Raw genomic sequence first — 20,852 nt, 5'->3', positions numbered from 1 at the left:
CTGCGTCAGCGAGTCAGCGCGCGATTGAACAGATCGATGAACGGGCGAGGCGACGGGGTGCCGGTGGGACGGAAAGGCGCAGAATCCCTCGACGCGGATACCCACTCGGTTCTGCTCACCCGCGACAAGTCGAGCTGATACCGGGTGTCCGCGGCGAGTCGGTGCAGGAAGAGGGTTCCGGTTCGCCCGTTTCCTTCCCGAAACGGGTGGGCATGATTGAGCGTCGAGTACACCGATGCGAGCGCGAACGACGCAGCGCCGTTATCGAGCGCTACCCAATCGACGGCGGCGATGATCTCTTCCACCTCGGACAGGTAGTTCCGAATCGCCGAGACCGGAGCAAACGTTGCCGCACCTTTCCTGATGTCGACGGTTCTGATGTGGCCGGCCCACTGGTACAGATCTTGGAAAACGTGCTGGTGAAGTAGGAGAAGTTCGGCTGTGTCTCGCGTGTGCGGTACGAGGTCGCTGCCGAGATGCGCCTCACCCAGGCGAAGCGCGGTCGCCGCGAACTCGAGTGATTGCAGTGCGGCGGGATCTCGTACGTCGAAATTGTTCGCGAGAACCGATGTACCGCGATAGACGTACGGCGCTGATCGTCGCCAGCGGATCCGCGGGGGAATCGCAGACGAGAGGCCGACGGCTCGCGCCAATTCCTGCTCGAAATACTCACGCCGAGAAAGCATCCCGATCATCACGGCCTCGAGTTCCGCGATCTGTTCATCGCTCGGATCCCAGCCTTCGAGGCGCTCCGCCGCCAGAACCTGTTCGAGCGCAGTGCGATTCACGGATCGATGTCGGGTAGCGCCGACGCGGACGCGGCATATTCGAGTCGTCGTTGCACGCCCGCGACCTCGCGCACTGCATTGCTCAGCAAGCTCCTCGAGAGCGGAGTGAGTTCGGAGATCACGACTTCGTCGGTCGGTGGCCGACCTGCCGCGAACTGATCGGTCTGGTGGCGGACACGAATCTGCTGCAACACCTCGAAAGATTCGATCAGTACCTGGGCGTCGTCGTCGAGTAGGAAACCGCTTCCCGCTGCAGCCTTGAGGCGTTCGAGTGTCGAACTCGTGCGGGCGCCCACGGAAATCCCCGCCCAACGAGCGATGTTCACGATCGGTTGGACGGCGCTGGCTTTGAGGTCGACGGTTCCGGTCCGACGCGTCATCACGTCCTTGAACGAATGGAGCTTTGCCTTGTCTCCGACGGCTTCGCGAAGGAGCAGTCGCATGACGGCCGGGTGCAGTCGCAGTTGATCCAACGCCGCAGGGCGAGGATCCAACGCCGGATCGCCTGCGACGACACGGGCGTCCGCCAGCATCGACAACATGACCAGGGCTTGGTCCTGATACGGGTTGGACACCCATTTCCGCAGCGCAGTGCGCCATTGTGGGAGTGTCCGAGCAAACCTGGCCTGGGTCGCGACGGCGTTCTTGGTGTCGCGAGGGAACCCGCAGAGATCGAGGATGTCGTGGATGGTCTTCGCGGCGTCGGCTCCCTCGTGATGAGATTCGCCGCCCCACACCAGCGCACTGTCGATATCCGAAGAGGGGAGCGCTTCACGTCTGGCGACGCTGCCGAGCGACAGCCACGCGAAATCCGGTCGCTCGTCTCCGCCCACCACCAATTCGATGGCTCGCCTGACAGTCACGTCGATCAGCACGGCCAGCGTCGCGCCGATGTCGAGCGGTGAGACCCGCGACGCCACCAATTCCGTCACCAGAACAGGGACCGCGCGGGCTGTTTCGATCAGGTGCGCGTCGTCCTGTGCGGTGGCGAGCGCTGCGCGCAGTTCGAAACCCTGATTGGTGGCCGAAGTCAGGAGGTCGCTGAGTTCGAGCACGCCCATCAGTGCGCCTGCCTCGGTCACGACCGGGAGATGGCGCAATCCGTACTCGAGCATGTCGGTCACGGCGTCGGCGCCCAATCGATCCGGATCGACTGTCACTGCTGACGGCGTCATCACCGTCGATACCGGCTGATTGCTGTCGATACCACCGACTACCACGCGAGCACGGAGGTCACCTTCGGTGAAGATTCCGAAACCGGTTGTAGCCGTCGGGATCACGACAGCGCGGCGGCCCGCGTCGGTCATCAACTTCGCGGCCTCGCGGATGGTGGCCTGTTCGCTGCAGACAATTGCGGGTCCGCGCAACAGGTCTCGTACCCGGCGCATGGCGGGACTCTGCATGCCTTGCCCTGCCGAGTGCCCCGTCATGGGGTCATTGTCTCAGGTGTGTCCGTTTCAGGCAGCGGAGGGTGAGATGTCAGAGACCGCCGAGTCGCGAGAGTATGTCGAGAGCGGAATCTGTAGTACGCCAGAGCGCGTCGATCTCCTGTTCTGCGCCGGGACGTGTCTGCGGATTCTGGAGGGCGAACCCGTTGGCCAGCGTGATGGTGTTGTATCCGCTGTCGGCGGCGCGGAGCAACAGTTCCGAGGGCTGCGAGTTTCCGGCCAATCGGTCGAGTCCTTCGCCGACGAAGTAGAACCGCCAGAGCGGCCCCAGATCGGCGTCGTACTCGGCCTTGGTGAGGGTCACGATCGAACCACCCTTGACGGCAATGGAATCGACGATCTTGTAAAAATCGGGGACACCCTCCGCAGTGGTTCCGGACGTGGCGACGGCGTGAGCGAGGTCGACGGTGAGATGCGCGTTGTAGCCGGCCATGGCGACCCGTGCTGTACTGGCGTCGCACTGACGTGTCAGGGCGAAGTAGTTGCTCCACGCCGGATCGGTGGGAGTGCCGGTGAACTCCGCATGGACGTTCACCAGGTACCTGCGCAGCAATTCGAAGCTGACGGAATGGGCCCACTCGTCATCGGCGAAGGCCGCAGGGTCTCGCTGCAGCGGCATCACCGCCTCGTGTTCGACAGCGTCCAGGCCGATGGAGAACAAGCCTCGCCAATCGTGGTGTGAGACGAGGATCGACGTGATCTCACGATGACGTTCGACAGCGGTCTCGAGCCGAGGCAGTCCGGCACCGTTCAGGGTCGTGACGTCGCTGAGTTCGGCAATCCGGCCCACCTCGGCATTGCTCAACTGGCTGCCGCAAGCCGTCGAAAGACTCTCGCCCGGTTCTGCGAGTGCAGAACCGGGCGAGAGGAAAGCGGCGGTGATGCCGAGCGCGAGCGTCAACGGATACAGCCGCATCGGTTTCATCGGCTCAGACTAGGCGCCCATTTCACAAATGTCCGGATTGGCGATCAGCTGAGAACCGCGTCGGCCTCGATCTCGATGAGCAGAGCGGGGTCGATCAGCGAGCTGACCTCGAGGATCGTCGTGGCGGGACGAATCTCGCCGAACACTTCACCGTGCGCGAGAGCGGCCTGCTCCCACTGCGTCATGTCGCGCAGGTATATGCGAGTGCGGATGACGTCGTCGAGCGAGGCGCCGGCCTCGGCAAGTGCTGCCTTGATAGTTTCGAGCGCTGCGCGGGTCTGATCTGTGAGGGTCTCACCAGGAGCGGTGGTGCCGGAGACTGCGATCTGGTTACCGATGCGCACGGCACGGGAGTAACCGATCTTGGGTTCCCATTCGGAACCGGACGAAATATTGATTCTGTTCGACATGCACCGAATTCTGCCAACAACTTCCCGGCCGTGGTGAGGCACGGTCAGGTATTCGCTCCATCTTGACATACCTTAGAACAAGTGTTCGACTTGGGGCCATGAGGTGGTCGGGTCAGGCATTGGATGCAGATGACGGAGCGCTACCCGGACTCGAACGGGCCGGGTTGGTTCGCTCCGTGCAGACTCCCGAGTTCGAGGGAATCACGTTTCACGAGGTGCTCTGCAAGAGCGCGCTCAACAAGATGCCCGAAGAGTCGACGTTGCCGTTCAGCTTCACCGTCAACGCTTTTCGTGGTTGCTCGCACGCATGCCGATATTGTTTCGCGAGACCGAGTCACGAGTATCTCGACCTCGACGCCGGCGCGGATTTCGATTCCCAAGTGGTCGTGAAGACGAACATTGCCGCGGTGCTCCGCAAAGAGTTGGCGCGAAAGTCCTGGAAACGGGAGGCGGTGGCACTGGGTACCAACACCGATCCCTATCAGCGAGCCGAGGGCCGATACCGCTTGATGCCCGGCATTATTCGCGCGTTGACCGAATCCGGAACTCCCTTCTCGATCCTGACGAAGGGAACTCTGCTCCGACGGGACCTGCCGCTGTTGAAAATGGCGGCAGCGCAGGTCGACGTCGGAATCGGTGTGTCGTTGGCGATCAATGACGCTGCACTTCAGAAGCAGATCGAGCCTGGTACCCCGTCGCCGCGGGCGCGTCTCGAGATGATCCGCGCCATCACCGACGCGGGATTCTCGTGCAATGTCATGGTGGCGCCGGTCATTCCGTTCCTCACCGACTCCACCAGTCATCTCGACGGGCTGTTCGAGGCACTGTCCGAAGCCGGTGCGACGAGTGTGACGGTCTTCCCGATGCACCTGCGGGGGAGTACTCGGGGTTGGTTCATGAATTGGCTTGCTCAGGAACATCCGGCGCTCATCCGTCGCTACCGCGAGCTGTACGGGCGGGGCGCGTATGTCACTCCCGAATACAAGCGTTGGCTCGCAAGCCGTGTCGAGCCATTGGTCGAGCGCCATGGGTTGGGTGGTCGTTCGGAGCATCGAGACGTCAGTGCAGCTGGCAGTGAGCCGCGTGAGGCGCCCCGGGAACTGGTGGGTGCGGGAGCAGCTCTCACTTTGTTCTGACGGCCGCGGGCGCGTAAATCGGAGGCGCCCCGGACGTTTGCCGGGCTACATTCGCCTGGTGCTACTCACACTGACGTCCACCCCGACCCCGCAGACTCCTGATGCGACCGCGTTGAGCTACCTGCTGCACAAACATCCCGACCGCGTGCAAAGCTTCGACTTGGCGATCGGCACCGCCACGGTTCTGTACCCGGAGGCCTCAGCCGAAAAGACCACGGTGGCAGTGATTGTGGACGTCGACCCCATCGAACTTGTGCAGAGTAGGTATCGACGCGGCAAGAGTGGCGACAACTTTTCGCTGGGTGAGTATGTCAATGATCGGCCGTATGCGGCGTCGTCCATACTCTCGGTTGCTCTGTCGAAGCTGTTTCGCACCGCGTTGACGGGAACGTGCAAGTCGCACCCGGAACTCGTTGGAACCGAACTCGCGTTGACCGTCTCGATTCCGGTGGTTCCGTGTGGCGGCGATGCGGAATTGCCTCGTCGGTTGTTCGAGCCGCTGGGCTGGGATGTGACCGCGATACCGGTGCAGCTTGATCCGCACCTGCCGACGTGGGGAAACTCCGACTTCGTGTCGTTGACGCTCACCGGGGAACACACGGTGCAGAGTGCCCTTCGGCACCTCTACGTGCTGTTGCCGGTCCTCGACGACGTGAAGCACTACTGGGTGGGACCCGACGAGGCAGACAAGTTGATCCGCGTCGCTGGAGAGTGGTTGGCGTCGCATCCGGATTCCGCGCTGATCATGTCCCGCTACCTGGCGCGTCGACGCGACCTGGTCGAATCGGTGGTCGATCGACTGATTCCCGAACAAGCAGAGGCGCAGATCGAAGTACCGCGACCGGATCCGCCGCTGGCACGGCTTCGCGTCGACGCAGTTTTGGCGACGCTTCAGCGACTGCACGTCAGAACGATTGTCGACATCGGTTGCGGCGAAGGCAAACTGATCGAGGTGCTGATGCCGCACGCTCAATTCGACAAACTTGTCGGCGTCGATGTGAGCGCGCGCGAACTGACACGGGCGCAACGCAGATTGAAGTTCTCCGAAATGTCCGACGCCCAACGTGAACGTGTGTCTTTGATGCAGTCGTCCGCGACGTACCGCGACGCACGCTTGAAAGGCTTCGACGCAGCCGTGCTGATGGAGGTGGTCGAGCACGTCGACACGGCGCGCCTGCCGGCGCTGGTCAGATCGGTCTTCGTGGACGCAGCACCGCAGTATGTGCTGCTGACTACTCCGAATGCCGACTACAACGTGCTGTATCCGGCATTGGCCGCGGGAGAGTTCAGGCACCCCGATCACAGGTTCGAGTTCTCCCGAACCCAATTCCGCGACTGGGCATCCGAAACGGCCCGAGTCCACGGCTGTTGCGTGGAGTTCGAATTTGTCGGAGCAATTGATCCGGTCCTTGGCGGGCCGACACAGATGGCAATCTTCACGAAGGAGGCACGAACGTCATGACGATGTACGAGATTCCAGATCTCGCCCTGGTAGTACTCATCGGCGTCAGTGGCTCGGGAAAGTCGACCTTTGCGGCGCGTCACTTCGGTGAGTTCGAAACTCTCTCGAGTGACACATTCAGAGGGTGGGTCAGTGATGATCCGAACTCACAGGAGTCGACGTCCGATGCTTTCGAAGTGCTGGAGTTCGTCGCGGCCAAGCGTTTGCGACGCGGACGCCTCACGGTGGTCGACGCGACCAACGTCCAGCCCGCCGCGCGCAAGCGACTCGTCGCGTTGGCTCGCGAGCACGACATACTGCCGGTGGCAGTCGTGCTCGATGTTCCGGAATCGGTCTGTTCTGCGCGCAACGACGCACGCTCTGATCGGACGTTCGGACGCGACGTCATTCGCCGCCAGCACCAACAGCTGACTCGCTCGCTTCGCGGGTTGGGCAAGGAAGGTTTCCGTTCGGTTCACATCCTCAGAGGTGAGGACGCGGTTTCCGAAGCCACATTCTTGCGCCACCCGCTCCGCAGCGATCTGCGTGTCGAGCGTGGTCCGTTCGACGTCATCGGTGACATCCACGGATGTCGAAGCGAGCTCGAGACGCTCCTCGTGAAACTCGGCTACACCGTCGACTACGGGACGGACGGCAGAGCTGTCGATGCGGTGCCGCCGGAAGGGCGAACTGCCGTCTTCCTCGGTGACTACGTGGATCGAGGACCGGATTCGGTCGGTGTGCTGCGTCTGGTCATGGGGATGGTCGCGGCGGGACATGCGATAGCGGTTCCGGGTAACCACGAGAACAAACTCGTCAAGGCCTTGCGCGGTAAGAAGGTCACGGCCAGTCACGGACTCGCCGAGACCCTCGCGCAGATTGCCACCGAGTCGGCGGAGTTCCGGGACAGCGTCGTCGACTTCTGTGACGGGCTCGTCGCGCACCTCGTTCTGAACGACGGCAAACTCGTGGTTGCGCACGCCGGTCTCAAGGAGGACTACCACAACAGGGCGTCCGGCCGAGTGCGAAGCTTTGCGCTCTACGGTGAAACCACCGGTGAAACGGACGAATTCGGCTTACCCGTTCGATACCCGTGGGCGCAGGACTACCGAGGATCAGCAATGGTCCTCTACGGTCACACGCCGGTGCACGAGGTGGAATGGATCAACAACACCGCGTGCCTCGACACCGGCTGTGTGTTCGGTGGATCCCTCACGGCTCTTCGATACCCGGAACGAGAGATCGTGTCGGTTCCGGCGGAGCAGGTTTGGTACGAGCCGGTGGTACCGCTGGCACCGCCGACTCGTGATCCGGACGTGCTCGATCTCGCCGACGTCCTCGAAACGACCGGCGTCGACACCGAACTGCGCGGTCGAGTGTCCGTTCGCACCGACAACGCTGCCGGCGCCTTGGAAGTGATGAGCCGATTCGCGGTCGCGCCGCAATGGCTGCGGTACCTACCGCCGACCATGGCGCCCTGCGCGAGCGCCCAATCCGATGACTATCTGGAACACCCGTCGACCGCGTTCGACGCATACCGGGCCGGCGGAATCGGAACAGTGATCTGCGAAGAGAAGCAAATGGGTTCGCGGGCAGTGGTGCTCGTGTGCCGTGATCGATCGGTTGCTCAGTCCCGCTTCGACGCACCGGATGCGCTCACCGGGATGGTGCACACCCGCACCGGCCGCCAGTTCTTCGACGACGACCTGACTCAGCAGTTGATCGACGACATCGCCGCCGCAGTCACCTCCGCTGGGTTGTGGGAAGAGGTGGGCACCGACTGGCTGCTCCTCGACTGCGAACTGTTGCCGTGGAACGTCAAAGCGGAAGGTCTGCTGCGCTCGCAGTACGCGTCGGTCGCGGCGGCCGGGCGATCAGACCTCACAGCTCGCGAGGCCGTGCTGGCGCGGGCCGGGTCGCGGGGCCTGGACGTGGCGGAGATGTTCGAACAGACAACTGTTCGGGCCGCCAGTATCGAGCGCTTCGGCGAGGCGTACCGACGGTACGTGTGGCCGACGAACGGACTGGACGGCGTCACCATCGCGCCGTTCCAGATTCTGGCGGCCGAGGGCCAGTCGTACGGGGAACGGGATCACGAATGGCACCTCGGTATTTCGGACCGCCTGGCCGCGGCCGACCCGAGTCGATTTACCACTACACGTCGCCTGGTGGTCGATCTCGGTTCCGAGGACTCGGTGTTCGAAGCGACGAAGTGGTGGGAGTCGCTCACCGGCGACGGTGGTGAGGGGATGGTCGTCAAACCGCTGGCGAATCAGATTCACGGACCGCGGGGGTACGACGCGAAGGTTCAGCCAGGGATCAAGGTCCGCGGCCGGGAGTACCTACGGTTGATCTACGGTGCCGACTACCTCGAACCGTCGACACTTGCTCGGCTACGCAATCGCAACCTCGGACACAAGCAGTCGATGGCGCTGCGCGAGTACGCGCTCGGCATGGAGGCGGTATCCAGGCTCGTCGACCGTGAACCTTTGTGGCGAGCGCACCAGGCCGTGTTCGCGGTGCTGGCTCTCGAATCGGAGCCGGTCGACCCGCGGTTGTGACGGCCGGTGCGCGGGCTCGGATTGATACCGTCGGGTATGGGTGTGATTGCTCGCTTGGACGGTTTCAATCGACGCCATCCGTGGAGTCACAACGATCACTACGGCCGGTGGGTTCTACGTAATCTGAGCGGGGTCAGGTCCGGTCGCGCTCTCGACGTGGGGAGCGGGACCGGCAATCTGATCGACCTCTTGCGTCGGCGGTTCGACGTGGTGGTCGGTGTGGAACCCGACCTGACAACCTCGGCCGCCGTGCGCGCAAGGTTTGTCGACGACGAGAACGTGATCATCGACGCGCAGCGGATCGAGGACTTTGCATCCGAGGCGACGTACGACGCGATCACCGTCGTCGCAGCGTTGCATCATCTTCCACTCGAAGAGTCGATGAAGCGGCTGAGCGGCCTGCTCGAACCGGGCGGGCGGCTCGTCGTGGTCGGGTGTTATCGATCGACCACAGCCACCGACGCACTCCTGTCGGTGTTGGCGACCGTGTGCAATCCCGTCGTCGGCGTCGTCAAGCATCGACGGGTTGCCTCCGAGCCGCTGAAGGCGATGACGGCTCCCACCGCGGAACCGGGGGAGTCGATGGCTGACGTCCGGCGCGCGGCCGCGTTGTGTCTGCCAGGTAGTCGGATCAGGAGACGACTGTTCTGGCGATACACCCTGATCTACGACGAGAGTCCGGCCGGCGCGTCGGTGGGGGAGTGAGTAGACCGTTCCGGTTCCTGGGGAAACGCGCGTCGGCCGAACCCGACTATCGCCAACGAAGCGATCATCAGAGCGACCCCGATGCCCGCCAGATGTGAGAGCCCGCCACTGTCGACGACGGCCGCACCGAGCAGAGCGCCCGTTGCAATCGCGATCTGGAACACGACAACGTAGATGGCCGAGGCACGGTCGGTCCCGATAGGGACGGCGCGCAGAACCGAGGACTGGAGGCAGATCGGAACGGTGGTGAACGCCGCACCCCACAAGATCGTGGCGACGACAGCGAACGCTCCCATCGACGGCGCCAAGAGCCAGAAGATGGCCAGCGCGCCTGCCACCGTCGCGATCGAGATGAGCGTGAAGAGACGCGGTCGGCGGTCGTAGTACTTGCCGGCGACCCACACTCCGACGGCGCCGGCGGCGCCGTAGACCAGAAGCATCGCGGTACGGATGCCACCGGACGAGCCGAGGCTTTCCTCCACCAGAAGTGTGAAGAACGTGTACGAAGCGAATTGCCCAAGGGCGGCAAACAGCGTTGCCGCGCAGATGACGGCGAGTGCCCGTTTCATCGCCGGTGTCGGCTTCGGTTTGTCTCGCTTACTCCGATGGTGTTGATCGACCGGCATTTCTGGCAACGCACGATACAGTGAGAAAGCAATGCCCACTGCCACCACACCGATTGCCGCCGACGCGGTCCGCCAACCCCAGGACTGGCCGATCGCCGAAGACAGGGGTCCTCCGAGAACAAAAGCGAGAGACGTACCGGCATACACCATCGCGATGGCCTTGCCCTGTTGTCCGCGCGGAACCAGGGTGGCAGCGACCGGTGCAACGACAGCCCAGAACACTCCGTGCGTCGCAGCGCAGAGCAATCGTCCGATCACCAGCATCGGATAGTTGACGGCCAATGCTGCGACCAGTTGCGACACCGCGAGGGTGGCCACCGTCAGAACGACGACGCGTCGTCGCGGCCAGGTTTTGACCGCTCCAATCAGCGGAAGCGTCAAGACCGCGACACCGTATGCGTAGAAGGTCAGCAGTAGGCCGACACGCCCTTCGGTGACGTCGAGGTCCGTTGAGACTTCGCTGAGCAGTCCGACGGGGAGCATTTCGGCCGTCACGTAGGCGAAGGCTGCTCCGGCCAGTGTCATCAGCCGTAGCGTGGTTGCCTTCGGCAGTCGAGCACTCATGTTGTGTAACGATACATGTATCGATACACGCCTGCGCAATGGATATTTTTCACTCGCTATGCTGATGCTCATGGCCATACGTGCGCAGCGTTCGAGTCGTCCGACGATGGCCGACGTCGCCAAGGCCGCAGGCGTGTCGGTGATGTCGGTGTCGTACTCCTTCGCGCAGCCCGAGCGCGTGTCTGAATCAACGCGGGCCAAGGTGTTCGCCGCCGCCGAAGAGCTCGAGTACGCGGGCCCGAACCGGGCGGCGCAGTCCTTGCGGAGCGGGAAATTCAACAACATCGCGGTCGTCTTCAGCGAGAAGCTGACGTACGCCTTCGAAGACGCAGTAGCTCGGCGATTCCTCTCGGGAGTCGCCGAAGCGTGCCTGGATGCGAACGCCGGGCTGATGATGCTGCCGAACTCGGGGAAACCGGGAGACGTCGACAGAGTTCGCGACGCGGCAGTAGACGGTTTTGTCGTCTGGACCACCGTCTTCGACGATCCCATCCTCGACGCGATTGTCGGCACCGGAAAACCCGCATGCATCCAGGGTGGTCCGTTGCACGAGGGTGTGGATCTCGTCGGGATGGACGATGTCGCCGGCGCCGTCGCGATCGCGGCAGTCGGGTTGTCGGGGGCGCAGCGGCCCGCGGTGATCAGCCTTCCGTGGGATCGTGAGCGTCGGTCCGAGATTCGGATGGACGTGGATCCAGGTGAAGCGTTCTTTCCGGTGTCCCGCCATCGGCTCGAGGGCTACGAGCGCGCCGTCCGCGACGCGGGCCTCGATTGGCCCTCGGTGCGGGTAGGGGTCGTCACTGTCAACGAGCGGAGCGAGGGTGCGCGGATGGCTCGGTCCCTGCTCGACGTTCCCGAGAGCCGAAGGCCCGATGTCATCTTGGCGATGAGTGACGAACTGGCTCTGGGGGTTCTGGACGCGATCCGTGAACTCGGCCTCGCGCTGCCCGACGATGTCGCAGTCGTCGGATGGGACGACACAACAGCCGCATCGGACGCCGGCCTGACAACGGTTCGCCAGTCCCTGTTCGATCAAGGGCGCAATGCAGCTCGCGTGGTTCTCGGGCTGGACGATGCGGTCGAGCCGGTCGAATGGTCGGTGCGTCGGCGAACCTCGACACGATGATCACGCCGGTAGTCATCGACGGTCTGCGTTTTCGGTGGTTTGTTCCTCCAGAATTGGGGGAGACCGTCCGGTGGGGACTCTCCTGGAATGTCGACAACCCGCGCCGGTGGGCGGTTGCCGAAGTCGCGGGTGCATTGCACCTACTTGCCGGAACTCCTCGTGACGACCCAAACGCGCGTCAGGCGTGGATAGACTTCGGCGCAGATGCCGCCACGACCGGGGTAGTTCGGCGCCTGCGGCTCATGTCGATGGAGTCCGACATGCTGCCCGACCCGAAGTTTCCGCACGGCCCGAACTGGGGTTGGGCTACGAGGCAATTCGTGCCTGGCTCCGAGCGGTTCTACGAGTTGGCCCGTGCACCTCGTGCGTTGCGCTCGTATCAGCTGACCGATCGTGAATACGGGCCGCGGCGCGAGGACTTCCTCCTGGTCGACCTCGAGACGGCTGCTTGATCGTTGGGACCTGACACCGTTTTCATTCAGTGGACACAGACTCCAGCTGACCGGAACCAGTGTCTGCTCGACGAAACCGGTGCCAGGTGCTGCGACTAGCGCGCTCCACTGGCCACGTTCAGTGAGTATTTGCCGGGCGGCGCCCCGACATGCTTGACGAAGTGCCGCGACAGGTGGGATTGATCGTGGAATCCGACGTCGACGGCCACGTCCGCCAATTCGCGCCCGGCGAGGATTGCGCGTCGCGCCAGATCGATTCGACGTCCCGTCACGTACTTGTGAGGCGGAAGCCCGAAATGCTTCGCGAAGTTCTTGATCAGATACGTGGGCTTCCGCTGCAGGATGTTCGACGCTTCCCGCATCGTGATTCCCGTTGTGAGTCGCGCATCGAGCAGGTCCCGAAGTTGATCGGCAACGCGTTCGTCAACGGTCGGCGTGTGAAGGGATCGACCTGTGGCCGGTGTGAGGATCTCGTTCAATCTTTCAGCGAGGAACCCCAGGCGACTTTCGGCCTCGAGTGATTCGCCGTCCGGGCCGAGTGCAGAGTGCAGTTGATCGATGCGATGGCGCAGCAGAGGGTCTCGAATCTCGGGGCTGTCCACCGCCGGGCCTATGAGGACCTCGCCGAGAACTGACGTGTCGAGGTAGAGGATTCGTTGACGAAATCCGGCCTCGGTGACCGGAACTCCGTCGTGTGCAATGCCTGGCGGCAACAGAGTCACGATCTCTGGTGCTGCGCCATGAGCGCGATGATCGAGGTCGTATGCAATCGTGCCGCGGTCGACGAGCATCAGGGACCACTGATCGTGCGTGTGTTTGGGATAGGCGTGTCCGACGAAATCGGCATGGAAGACCTCGGTGATTCCCGCGAGGCTCGGTGCCCACGCGGTGATCTGTGCGCCGCGGGGGTCCATGTCAGAAACGTACAAGACGCAGCTGCCTCGGGTGACGAAGAGTGGCGGGGTCGTCATCGCAGTGGTGGCGCGCCCGAGGGAGGAACAACATGAACAGTTCGGCAACAGCGGTATCGCTCCGCGAGAAGTTCGGTCAGTTCACCGAGCACTGGTCGCCCAAGAAGATTGCGGGCCTCAATGACTACGAGATCAAGATCGTCAAGATCAAAGGTGAATTCGTCTGGCACTCCCACACCGACACCGACGAAATGTTTCTGGTGACAAAGGGGCAGATCCGAATCCAACTGCGCGACGGAGATGTTTCGCTGGGGCCCGGTGAATTGTTCGTTGTGCCTCGCGGAGTCGAGCATTGTCCCATCGCCGAAGAGGAAGCGGAGGTGATGTTGATCGAACCCGTGGGCGTGGTGAATACCGGGAACGTCGGAGGATCACGAACCGCGGTGCTCGAGGACTGGACGTAGCTAGCGGCTCTTCCAATCCAGGGGATTGGTTCGGAGCGGCAGTGCCATGCCCGATCTCCAGAGCGTCGCCGCGCGAGAGTGCGGACGGAGCTGGACCTCGCGCCTCATCGACTGCGTGAACTCGTCGGTGAACCCTGTTCGCGGGTACTCCGCGATTGCTGCATCAACAGTTGCTCGCGGAATTTCGGGCGCACGCCGACCGGCAACGTCGAAATGCGCTGCGGCATGCAGTAGATAGGCGTCAGCGCCCGCGCCGCGGTCGACGGTCAGATCCATGTGCAGACGGATCGCTTCGCCGATTCGCTGTACCGACCTCTCCGAAGTTCCCACTCGGGTCGCGAGTTCTTCTGCGTCTGCGGCACTGATGTAGGTGAAACACCCGTGCTCGGCCGATCCTTCTGCGCCCAGTCCGACATCGTGAAGGGCGCACGCAGTGAAGAGATCTTCGGGGTCGTACTCGATCGCATCGATCTGCGCGAAGGCGTCGGCCCAGATCCAGCAGCGCAGGCTGTGGTTCAAGACCGCGGGGGAGGGTTCCTCTGGCGTGATCGAGCGCTTCGCTGCACAGCTTGGTGTCGGGGAGTGGGCGTTTGCGCAGCTCGGGTGTGCGAGTGGGGTAGCGGCCGAGCCGGAGTCGGAGCATCGACGGAGCACTCATGGCCTGCGCAGCAGCCGCGCGGGCCATGAGTTGTATCTGCTCGAGAGTGGTGAGCTCACCAGGGCGCATCGAATTCCTGTTCTGGGTGGGGGACAGCTGGATACGAATCTAGTTGGCAGGGAAACTTCTTCACAGATGTCCAATATCTGTCAATGACGGAAACACGGAATTATCCGAATATTGGTTGAAAGCAAGTGCCATCCAACGGCAACCCCCAATCTGTAGCCTCACCTCTGCACATCGCAAGAACCATCAAGCAACGACGGTGGGGCTCGGGCTCAGATGACGCCGAACCCGACGATCCCCGGGACTTCCGACGGGACGATGCGATGGAGCATGACCTTGTTGTTCTCGTTGCCGCCGACGGTCGTCAGAGTGCCGGCGTCGTTGACCAGAACGACGTTGACGTGTTGGCCGAAGGGGCTCGAGTCGCCGTACAGGATCGTGTCGCCGACCTTGGGTTGGTAGTCCTGACCGTAGGGGACAAACGCGTCGACGGACTCGTAATACTCCTGCAGCGTGTACACCCCGGGGATGCGCCACGACCCTGAGTTGGGGTTCGAGAACGGCGTGCCGATCTGGTTCATCGACCAGCTCACGAAATCGGCACACCACGATTCTTCGACACCCTCGGCGTATTTGGTGCCGGGACTCCCTGACTCCCACTCCTGCTCGAGGACGCCCAGTAGCGCACTCTGCTGAGCGCTGAGAATGCTGTGGTCGACGGCCGGGAACGAATCGAGATTCTCGCCGGCAAGAGCGTCGTCGCCGCGCGCGAACCACCACAGTGCGCCGGCGACAACTACGACCACCACAACGCCGAATACGCCCAGAACAGCGAGAGTGCGTCTGGGCGTATTCGGTGCGTGCGACATCACGCCACGATAGTCAATTACTCGAGCGGGGGCGCCGAGCGATCGATCGTCGTCGCGAGGGGCTTCTCCTTGACGAAGAGCAACAGGACAACCGCCGCGATGACCAAGGGGACGAGGTACAGGAAGATCGGCGCCAGCGCGTCGTTGTATGCACCGACGATGATCTCGCGAACCTGGCTCGGCAACTTCCAGAGGATTCCCGGGGTCAAGGAGTTCTCGTCACCACCGACCGCGCCGCCATTCGCCGGGAGTCGCTCGGCCAGGAGATTGGTCAGACGCGAGGCGAACAGGCTGCCCACGATCGCGCTGCCCAACGACGCACCGATCTGGCGGAAGAAGTTGTTCGACGCGGTGGCCGTTCCCACTTCGGCCGCGGGGAAGGTGTTCTGCACGATCAAGATCAAGATCTGCATGACGAGGCCGAGTCCGATACCCATGAGTGCGATGTAGCAACCGAAGACCAGCAGTGAGGTCGACGGCGTCAGACGTGAGAGCAGGACCAGAGCAACAGCGACGATGGATGTTCCGACGATGGGGAAGATCTTGTAGCGGCCGGTCTTGCTGACCAGCTGGCCGGACCCGATGGAGGCGACGAGCAGGCCCGCCATCATGGGAATCATCATCAATCCAGCTTCGGTGGCGTTCTTGCCGGTCACCATTTGGATGTAGGTCGGCAGGTAGGCGAGCGCACCGAACATGGCGATTCCGATGATCAGGCCGGCGACGGTGGTCAACACGAAGTTGCGCTGAGCGAACAGGTGCATCGGAATCACCGGTTCGTCGGCACGCTTTTCGACGAAGACAAAAGCCACTGCCGTCACGACGCAGCCGACGATCAACCCGATGATGACGGCCGATCCCCAGGCGTAGGTGTTTCCGCCCCAGGTAGTGAACAGGATCAGACACGTCGCTGCCGTCGCGACGAGAACCATGCCCAGATAGTCGATGCGAGGCTTGCCGAGGTTCGGCTTCCGCAGGTGCAGAAATGCCATCGCGCTCGCGATGGCGAGTAGGCCTAGGGGGATGTTGATCCAGAAGGCCCAACGCCAACCGATGCCCTCGGTGAACCAGCCGCCGAGTAGGGGACCGGCAACCGAAGCCAGTGCGAACACCCCGCCCATCGCACCCATGTACCGGCCGCGTTGCCTGGCGGGGACGACGTCGGCGATGATCGCCTGGGAAAGCAGGATCAATCCGCCGCCGCCGAGTCCCTGCACGGCTCGACCAGCGATGAGTGTGGTCATGTCGTGGGACAGACCGCCGATCACCGAACCGACGATGAAAATGCTGATGGCGCCGATGAAGAGGCCCTTGCGGCCGATCAGGTCACCGAGTTTTCCGTACACCGGCATCATGACGGTCGAGGCGAGGATGTATGCCGTCGTCACCCAGACCATGTGGTTGACGCCGTTCAATTCGCCCACGATGGTGGGCAACGCGGTACTGAAGATCATCTGGTCGAGCGAAGCCAGAAGCATCGTGATCATCAGCCCGACAAAAACGAGGATGATCGACCGTTTGTCCGGCGAGGCCTCGGTGTCGGTATGCGTGCCGTCGGGCTCGACGGTCGCAGCTTCTCGAGTGGACATGTAGTTCCTTAGTTGAGTGACGGCGGGTGCGAGAGTGTGGATCAGCTCTCGGACCTCAGTATTCGAGCCATCAGGAGTAGTGCCGGATCGAGCAAATCTGTTCTGGGGCTTGCCCGTTCACTGTTCTGCCATTTTCGGAAGACGTAACGCATCGCGGCGCCTGCGGTGATGACCGTTGCTGTGGCTTCGTCGGCAGCGGCTGTGTCCGAGTGCAGGCGGCGATACTCGGTTCTGTTCGACAACTCCCGCGTGAGGATCCGGGTGAGCGTGTCTTCAAGATCGTGGAAGGTGGCCAGATGTTGTTGCAACAGCGTGGGATGACGCTCGAACAATTCGCGTCGATGCGCGAGCAGATCGGGTCGCTCGTCGACGATTTGCATCGCCGCCTCGAATACCGCGAGGGCGCCGCGCAGCGGATCGTCCGGGTGCTCGCCGATGAGCGTGAGCATGGTCGTCTCACTTGGCACGACGAGCATGAGCCCACCGATCGCTGCGTCCTTGGTGGGGAAGTAGTTGAAGAACGTGCGGGTCGACAGATTGCAGGCTTCGCAGATTTTCTCGACGGTCACTTCGTCATAGCCCAGGTCGAGAACGAGTTCGACGGCGGTGTGCTCGATCAGCTGCCTCGTCGCAATTCGTTTTCGTTCGCGCAATCCGAGAGTTTCGGTTCCCATTTCATCCATAATTGCACAGAGTGCAAAGTTTCATCGAATGCAATATTTGGCCCAAGAATGCCTCATGAAATGCAAAAATGGGGATCGGGTGCCTGGTGGATAGGATGAACCGCGTGGAAGACACCTTGCCCCCTTGCCCTGAATGCGCCGGCGAATACACCTACGAGATGGGCGCGTTGATGGTCTGCCCGTCCTGCACGCACGAGTGGGCGCCGACCGATAGTGCCGGCGAGGACCTGGGTGTGGTGAAAGATGCCGTAGGCAACATTCTTGCGGACGGCGACACGGTGACGGTCGTCAAGGACGCTCAAGGTGAAGGGCAGTCCGACCGGCATCAAGTCAGGTACGAAAGTTCGCAACATCCGTCTTGTTCAGGGTGTTGGTGACCACGACATCGACTGCAAGGTCGACGGCATCGGACCGATGCAATTGAAGTCGAGCGTCGTCAAGAAGGTGTGACCGGACAGCGATAGTTGTCGGCTCGAAATCCTGTTCAGTTTCGACGGTTCGATAGCCACAATCGAGGTGATTCTCGACCGCTCGAACGAATGGACCGAACTGTGCCGAACTCGATCTGCCTGGCGCCCGCACTCGATAACACCGCACTCGATACAGAGGAGCAGTGGAAACGCATCGTCGATGCGCTGACGCGCAGGGGTTTCCTCGGCGCCGGGCTCGGTGCCGCGGCCGCGACCTTGCTGGCAGCGTGCAGCAGTGACGAAAATGGCTTGGAGTCAGGCGGTCTCGTCACGGTGCAGGACGAGACGGGCAGTGTTGAGATCCCTTCGGATCCGCAGCGAATGGTCATCGCCCATGTCAGCGCCATGGCGACGGTGCTCGACCTCGGTGTGCCGCCGGAGAAGATCGTCGGCGGCTTCTTCGGTCTCGAGGGTGTGAGCGGTGACGCGGTGTTGCGCACGATGCCGGAGGCTGCGAACATCCCGAACCTCGGCACGGCGGGAACGTGGAACAAGGAAGCAATCATCGGCGTGTCGCCGGATCTGATCGTCATGCTCCTGACGGCCGGAAATGCTTACGCAGCAAAGTCTTACGACGAACTCTCTGCCACAGGCGTGCCGGTGTTCGCCGGCTTCAACGGGTTCCTCACGTGGGACGAGATGAAGAAATTGGTCACCTCGATGGGCGTCGCGGTCCGACGCGAAGACGCGGCGGCCGAATTGAACGCGCGAACGGAAGACCGCCTCCTCACAATCAAGGATCGACTCTCCGCCCTCGGTTCGTTGCCGTCGGTGACCCTCCTCCGCACCGGCGAGAACGGTGTCGTCTACAACCAGGTCGACGCTCTTCTCGACGCCCTCGGTTTCCCCGGCGAACGAGCTACATCGGAGGAGTTCACGCGCACACTCACAGCGGAGCAACTCGATCAGGTGACCAGCGACGTGATCATCGTGGGCGCATTCCAGGACCAGCAGGACGTCCGCGCGCAGTTGGCGATGAACCCGCTCTGGGAGCGTCTTCCCGCTGTCCGCTCGGGGAACGTCCATTACGTCGACGACAGCCTGTGGGGCTCGGGCTATTCTCCCCGCGCGACCGAGCTGCGACTCGACGACATCGAGCGGATCTTCAGCTGACGCCGTCGTGTCACCTCGACTTATCGGTGCATTACCTCGAGAATCATGACCATGGACAAAATCAGGTTCTTCGAGCTGGTCACCGAATGGTTCGAGGTACTCGGTGTTGTCGCCATGGTTCTCGGGTTCGTGTTCGCATTCGTGATCGCGGTGCGCGCATGGAGTCGAACGCGGGACGGTAGTTCGGCGTTTCGTACTCTGCGCGAGACCATGGGCGCGGTCATCCTTCTCGGCCTCGAGATCCTTGTCGCCGCTGATCTGGTGAAGACGGTGACGTCGTCGCCGTCGCTGACAGACGCCGCAGTTCTGGGCATGATCGTTCTTATTCGGACCGTGCTGAGCCTGTCGATTCAGATCGAGATCGACGGGGTACTTCCGTGGCGCAAGGCGTTGGTGTCAAGTCCGGAACTCCTGGTACGCGCAGCGCGCGGATCAGGAGGCCGCACGACGCCCGACGCGTCGAGTTCGTAGCGATAGCCGTTGCGAGTGAAAGGTCGGGCAGATGACAGCAGTGCGTACCGAGCATCTCACGGTCGACGAAAGGCGGGCGCGCGGCCGTCAGGCGCGTAGAGATACGCCATTGGCCGCGCTCGCGGATCTGGCAGAGAGTGACCGTGATCCGATATCACTGCTCGAATTGCAGGCGAAGTCGCGGGTACAGGACCTGGTGCCCATCCGATACGGGCGGATGTCGGCATCGCGGTTCTCGTTCTTCCGCGGCGCTGCTCTGGTGATGGCCGACGATTTGTCACGCAGTCCGGATTCGGGTCTTGCCAGCCAACTCTGCGGCGACGCGCACCTGAGCAACTTCGGTATCTATGCGACGCCCGAGCGAAAGCTCGCGTTCGACATCAACGACTTCGACGAAACGTACCCGGGACCGTTCGAATGGGACGTGAAACGACTGGCCGCAAGTTTGGTGATCGCCGCAAAGGACAACGGATTTTCGGGCAAGGAGCGGAAGAAGATCGTTCGCGGATGCGCGGCCGAGTATCGGGAAACCATGATCACCCAGGCAGGATTGGGAAATCTTGCAGTCTGGTACTCGCACATCGCACCCGAGGACGGGCTCGAGGCTCTCCAGATCGACCTGAAGAAGCGCATGCTTGCTCGCACACAAGCGACGCTGGACAAGGCTCGTCGCCGCGACAGTGTGCAGGCGGCAGGCAAGTTCACCGAAATCGTCGACGGCCGGCGGCAATTCATCAGTGATCCGCCGCTGATCGTGCCCGCAAACGAGTTGTTCGCAGGGACCGATCTCACGCAGATCGAGGAGTTGCTACGTCAGCGCGTTCGGTCGTATCGGAGCACGCTGCAGTGGGACCGTCGGGTGTTGCTCGAAAGCTTCGAGATGACGCACATTGCGCGGAAGGTTGTCGGTGTCGGGAGCGTCGGAACACGCGCATGGATGATCCTCATGAAAGGCGTCGACGACGACGATCCGTTGATCCTGCAGGTCAAGGAAGCGCAACCCTCGGTATTGTCCGGCTACGTCGATGGTCCGACCTTCAAGAACGAAGGGGAACGCGTCGTCAACGGGCAACGCTTGATGCAAGCGACAAGCGACATCTTTCTCGGCTGGGAACGAGGGCCGGGGCTCGACGAGGGTGAGCACGATTTCTACATTCGTCAACTGCGTGACGGTAAAGGGTCGGCAGTCATCGAAGAGATGGTGCCGCAGGGGCTGGAACTCTACGGGCGCCTGTGCGCCAGGGTCCTTGCCTACGCACACGCTCGCTCGTCCGATCGGATAGCGATCGCCGAATATCTCGGTGACGGAACCGAATTCGATTTCGCGATCGGGGAGTTCGCGGCTGCCTACGCCAAGCGCAATGCTCGCGATCACGCCGCTCTGCTGACCGCGATCGACGACGGTCGCGTGTCAGCAGAGCGGGGAGTGTGACGAC

20 protein-coding genes and 1 pseudogene are annotated in these 20,852 nt (G+C 62.4%); 11 read left to right on the top strand and 10 right to left on the bottom strand.

Annotated elements, in window-relative coordinates; translation table 11 throughout:
• Positions 1 to 5: 5 nt before the first annotated feature.
• Genes ATN37_RS09645 through ATN37_RS09630 form a run of 4 tightly spaced genes read right to left on the bottom strand, consistent with a single transcriptional unit; the run spans position 6 to position 3,571 of the window.
• Complete coding sequence (locus ATN37_RS09645; RefSeq protein ID WP_218695064.1) at positions 6 to 788, bottom strand: Fic family protein; 783 nt, start codon at positions 786 to 788, stop codon at positions 6 to 8.
• On the bottom strand, positions 785 to 2,218 hold the full coding sequence (locus ATN37_RS09640; RefSeq protein ID WP_244993307.1) for a putative nucleotidyltransferase substrate binding domain-containing protein: 1,434 nt from the start codon (positions 2,216 to 2,218) through the stop codon (positions 785 to 787). Before ATN37_RS09640 ends, ATN37_RS09645 begins: the two co-directional genes overlap by 4 nt.
• 49 nt (positions 2,219 to 2,267) lie before the next feature.
• Positions 2,268 to 3,152, bottom strand: coding sequence for a DUF5995 family protein (locus ATN37_RS09635; RefSeq protein ID WP_218695283.1), 885 nt, complete (start codon positions 3,150 to 3,152; stop codon positions 2,268 to 2,270).
• Between the two features lie 53 nt (positions 3,153 to 3,205).
• The gene (locus ATN37_RS09630; RefSeq protein WP_042448723.1) at positions 3,206 to 3,571 is read right to left on the bottom strand and encodes a RidA family protein; all 366 of its coding nucleotides are present in this window, start codon (positions 3,569 to 3,571) and stop codon (positions 3,206 to 3,208) included.
• A gap of 98 nt (positions 3,572 to 3,669) precedes the next feature.
• On the opposite strand from ATN37_RS09630, the gene ATN37_RS09625 reads away from it, so the two are divergent.
• The 4 genes from ATN37_RS09625 to ATN37_RS09610 are packed head-to-tail and all read left to right on the top strand — an operon-like array spanning position 3,670 to position 9,414.
• The gene (locus ATN37_RS09625; RefSeq protein ID WP_003944842.1) at positions 3,670 to 4,707 is read left to right on the top strand and encodes an Rv2578c family radical SAM protein; all 1,038 of its coding nucleotides are present in this window, start codon (positions 3,670 to 3,672) and stop codon (positions 4,705 to 4,707) included.
• A gap of 37 nt (positions 4,708 to 4,744) precedes the next feature.
• Entirely contained in the window at positions 4,745 to 6,169 is a 1,425-nt protein-coding gene (locus ATN37_RS09620; RefSeq protein ID WP_218695062.1) for a 3' terminal RNA ribose 2'-O-methyltransferase Hen1, read from the top strand.
• Complete coding sequence (locus ATN37_RS09615; protein ID WP_218695060.1) at positions 6,166 to 8,709, top strand: polynucleotide kinase-phosphatase; 2,544 nt, start codon at positions 6,166 to 6,168, stop codon at positions 8,707 to 8,709. Before ATN37_RS09620 ends, ATN37_RS09615 begins: the two co-directional genes overlap by 4 nt.
• 36 nt (positions 8,710 to 8,745) lie before the next feature.
• On the top strand, positions 8,746 to 9,414 hold the full coding sequence (locus ATN37_RS09610; protein ID WP_064075381.1) for a bifunctional 2-polyprenyl-6-hydroxyphenol methylase/3-demethylubiquinol 3-O-methyltransferase UbiG: 669 nt from the start codon (positions 8,746 to 8,748) through the stop codon (positions 9,412 to 9,414).
• Here the strand turns inward: ATN37_RS09610 and ATN37_RS09605 are convergent.
• Complete coding sequence (locus tag ATN37_RS09605; protein ID WP_165639246.1) at positions 9,375 to 10,604, bottom strand: MFS transporter; 1,230 nt, start codon at positions 10,602 to 10,604, stop codon at positions 9,375 to 9,377. The two genes, ATN37_RS09610 and ATN37_RS09605, sit on opposite strands and share 40 nt — an antisense overlap.
• Before the next feature lie 70 nt (positions 10,605 to 10,674).
• Here ATN37_RS09605 and ATN37_RS09600 point away from each other — a divergent pair, with 70 nt between their 5' ends.
• Both ATN37_RS09600 and ATN37_RS09595 read left to right on the top strand, forming a co-directional pair.
• Positions 10,675 to 11,730 (top strand): LacI family DNA-binding transcriptional regulator, encoded by a 1,056-nt coding sequence (locus tag ATN37_RS09600; protein ID WP_228232709.1) that lies wholly within the window; start codon positions 10,675 to 10,677, stop codon positions 11,728 to 11,730.
• Positions 11,727 to 12,182: a hypothetical protein gene (locus tag ATN37_RS09595; RefSeq protein WP_228232707.1), complete on the top strand. Its 456-nt coding sequence runs from the start codon at positions 11,727 to 11,729 to the stop codon at positions 12,180 to 12,182. Before ATN37_RS09600 ends, ATN37_RS09595 begins: the two co-directional genes overlap by 4 nt.
• Before the next feature lie 95 nt (positions 12,183 to 12,277).
• On the opposite strand, the gene ATN37_RS09590 is transcribed toward ATN37_RS09595, so the two are convergent.
• Complete coding sequence (locus tag ATN37_RS09590; RefSeq protein WP_042919858.1) at positions 12,278 to 13,096, bottom strand: AraC family transcriptional regulator; 819 nt, start codon at positions 13,094 to 13,096, stop codon at positions 12,278 to 12,280.
• A gap of 89 nt (positions 13,097 to 13,185) precedes the next feature.
• On the opposite strand from ATN37_RS09590, the gene ATN37_RS09585 reads away from it, so the two are divergent.
• Complete coding sequence (locus ATN37_RS09585) at positions 13,186 to 13,557, top strand: cupin domain-containing protein (protein ID WP_054781205.1); 372 nt, start codon at positions 13,186 to 13,188, stop codon at positions 13,555 to 13,557.
• Here the strand turns inward: ATN37_RS09585 and ATN37_RS09580 are convergent, their stop codons facing one another.
• The 4 genes from ATN37_RS09580 to ATN37_RS09565 form a co-directional block, all read right to left on the bottom strand.
• A complete protein-coding gene (locus tag ATN37_RS09580; protein ID WP_232330038.1) occupies positions 13,558 to 14,076 on the bottom strand; it encodes an HD domain-containing protein in 519 nt (172 codons plus the stop codon).
• Between the two features lie 417 nt (positions 14,077 to 14,493).
• Positions 14,494 to 15,093: a CHAP domain-containing protein gene (locus tag ATN37_RS09575; RefSeq protein WP_030536433.1), complete on the bottom strand. Its 600-nt coding sequence runs from the start codon at positions 15,091 to 15,093 to the stop codon at positions 14,494 to 14,496.
• A gap of 14 nt (positions 15,094 to 15,107) precedes the next feature.
• Complete coding sequence (locus ATN37_RS09570; RefSeq protein ID WP_003944867.1) at positions 15,108 to 16,679, bottom strand: MDR family MFS transporter; 1,572 nt, start codon at positions 16,677 to 16,679, stop codon at positions 15,108 to 15,110.
• Between the two features lie 41 nt (positions 16,680 to 16,720).
• On the bottom strand, positions 16,721 to 17,353 hold the full coding sequence (locus ATN37_RS09565; RefSeq protein ID WP_003944787.1) for a TetR/AcrR family transcriptional regulator: 633 nt from the start codon (positions 17,351 to 17,353) through the stop codon (positions 16,721 to 16,723).
• 104 nt (positions 17,354 to 17,457) lie between these two features.
• Between ATN37_RS09565 and ATN37_RS09560 the strand changes: the two are divergent.
• From ATN37_RS09560 to ATN37_RS09545, 4 genes and pseudogenes are all read left to right on the top strand, one after another.
• A pseudogene (locus ATN37_RS09560) lies at positions 17,458 to 17,812 on the top strand (zinc ribbon domain-containing protein YjdM).
• Between the two features lie 101 nt (positions 17,813 to 17,913).
• The gene (locus ATN37_RS09555; protein ID WP_232330039.1) at positions 17,914 to 18,945 is read left to right on the top strand and encodes an ABC transporter substrate-binding protein; all 1,032 of its coding nucleotides are present in this window, start codon (positions 17,914 to 17,916) and stop codon (positions 18,943 to 18,945) included.
• 51 nt (positions 18,946 to 18,996) lie between these two features.
• Positions 18,997 to 19,416 (top strand): DUF1622 domain-containing protein, encoded by a 420-nt coding sequence (locus ATN37_RS09550; protein ID WP_081558809.1) that lies wholly within the window; start codon positions 18,997 to 18,999, stop codon positions 19,414 to 19,416.
• 31 nt (positions 19,417 to 19,447) lie between these two features.
• The gene (locus ATN37_RS09545) at positions 19,448 to 20,848 is read left to right on the top strand and encodes a DUF2252 domain-containing protein (RefSeq protein ID WP_007728051.1); all 1,401 of its coding nucleotides are present in this window, start codon (positions 19,448 to 19,450) and stop codon (positions 20,846 to 20,848) included.
• Positions 20,849 to 20,852 lie beyond the last annotated feature (4 nt).

Origin of the sequence: Rhodococcus sp. MH15 (genome assembly GCF_019266045.1) — a bacterium.
GTDB lineage: Bacteria > Actinomycetota > Actinomycetes > Mycobacteriales > Mycobacteriaceae > Rhodococcus_F > Rhodococcus_F qingshengii.
Note: the sequence above shows the minus strand (reverse complement) of the source record. Positions and strands in the feature narration are given on the sequence as shown.

Coding starts and splice junctions, on each gene's coding strand:
- ATN37_RS09600 (WP_228232709.1), top strand. CDS start 10,675: ATGGCCATACGTGCGCAGCGTTCGAGTCGTCCGACGATGGCCGACGTC.
- ATN37_RS09570 (WP_003944867.1), bottom strand. CDS start 16,679: ATGTCCACTCGAGAAGCTGCGACCGTCGAGCCCGACGGCACGCATACC.
- ATN37_RS09545 (WP_007728051.1), top strand. CDS start 19,448: ATGACAGCAGTGCGTACCGAGCATCTCACGGTCGACGAAAGGCGGGCG.
- ATN37_RS09610 (WP_064075381.1), top strand. CDS start 8,746: ATGGGTGTGATTGCTCGCTTGGACGGTTTCAATCGACGCCATCCGTGG.
- ATN37_RS09550 (WP_081558809.1), top strand. CDS start 18,997: ATGGACAAAATCAGGTTCTTCGAGCTGGTCACCGAATGGTTCGAGGTA.
- ATN37_RS09640 (WP_244993307.1), bottom strand. CDS start 2,218: ATGACGGGGCACTCGGCAGGGCAAGGCATGCAGAGTCCCGCCATGCGC.
- ATN37_RS09615 (WP_218695060.1), top strand. CDS start 6,166: ATGACGATGTACGAGATTCCAGATCTCGCCCTGGTAGTACTCATCGGC.
- ATN37_RS09630 (WP_042448723.1), bottom strand. CDS start 3,571: ATGTCGAACAGAATCAATATTTCGTCCGGTTCCGAATGGGAACCCAAG.
- ATN37_RS09565 (WP_003944787.1), bottom strand. CDS start 17,353: ATGGGAACCGAAACTCTCGGATTGCGCGAACGAAAACGAATTGCGACG.
- ATN37_RS09590 (WP_042919858.1), bottom strand. CDS start 13,096: ATGGACCCCCGCGGCGCACAGATCACCGCGTGGGCACCGAGCCTCGCG.
- ATN37_RS09635 (WP_218695283.1), bottom strand. CDS start 3,152: ATGCGGCTGTATCCGTTGACGCTCGCGCTCGGCATCACCGCCGCTTTC.
- ATN37_RS09595 (WP_228232707.1), top strand. CDS start 11,727: ATGATCACGCCGGTAGTCATCGACGGTCTGCGTTTTCGGTGGTTTGTT.
- ATN37_RS09625 (WP_003944842.1), top strand. CDS start 3,670: ATGAGGTGGTCGGGTCAGGCATTGGATGCAGATGACGGAGCGCTACCC.
- ATN37_RS09605 (WP_165639246.1), bottom strand. CDS start 10,604: ATGAGTGCTCGACTGCCGAAGGCAACCACGCTACGGCTGATGACACTG.
- ATN37_RS09585 (WP_054781205.1), top strand. CDS start 13,186: ATGAACAGTTCGGCAACAGCGGTATCGCTCCGCGAGAAGTTCGGTCAG.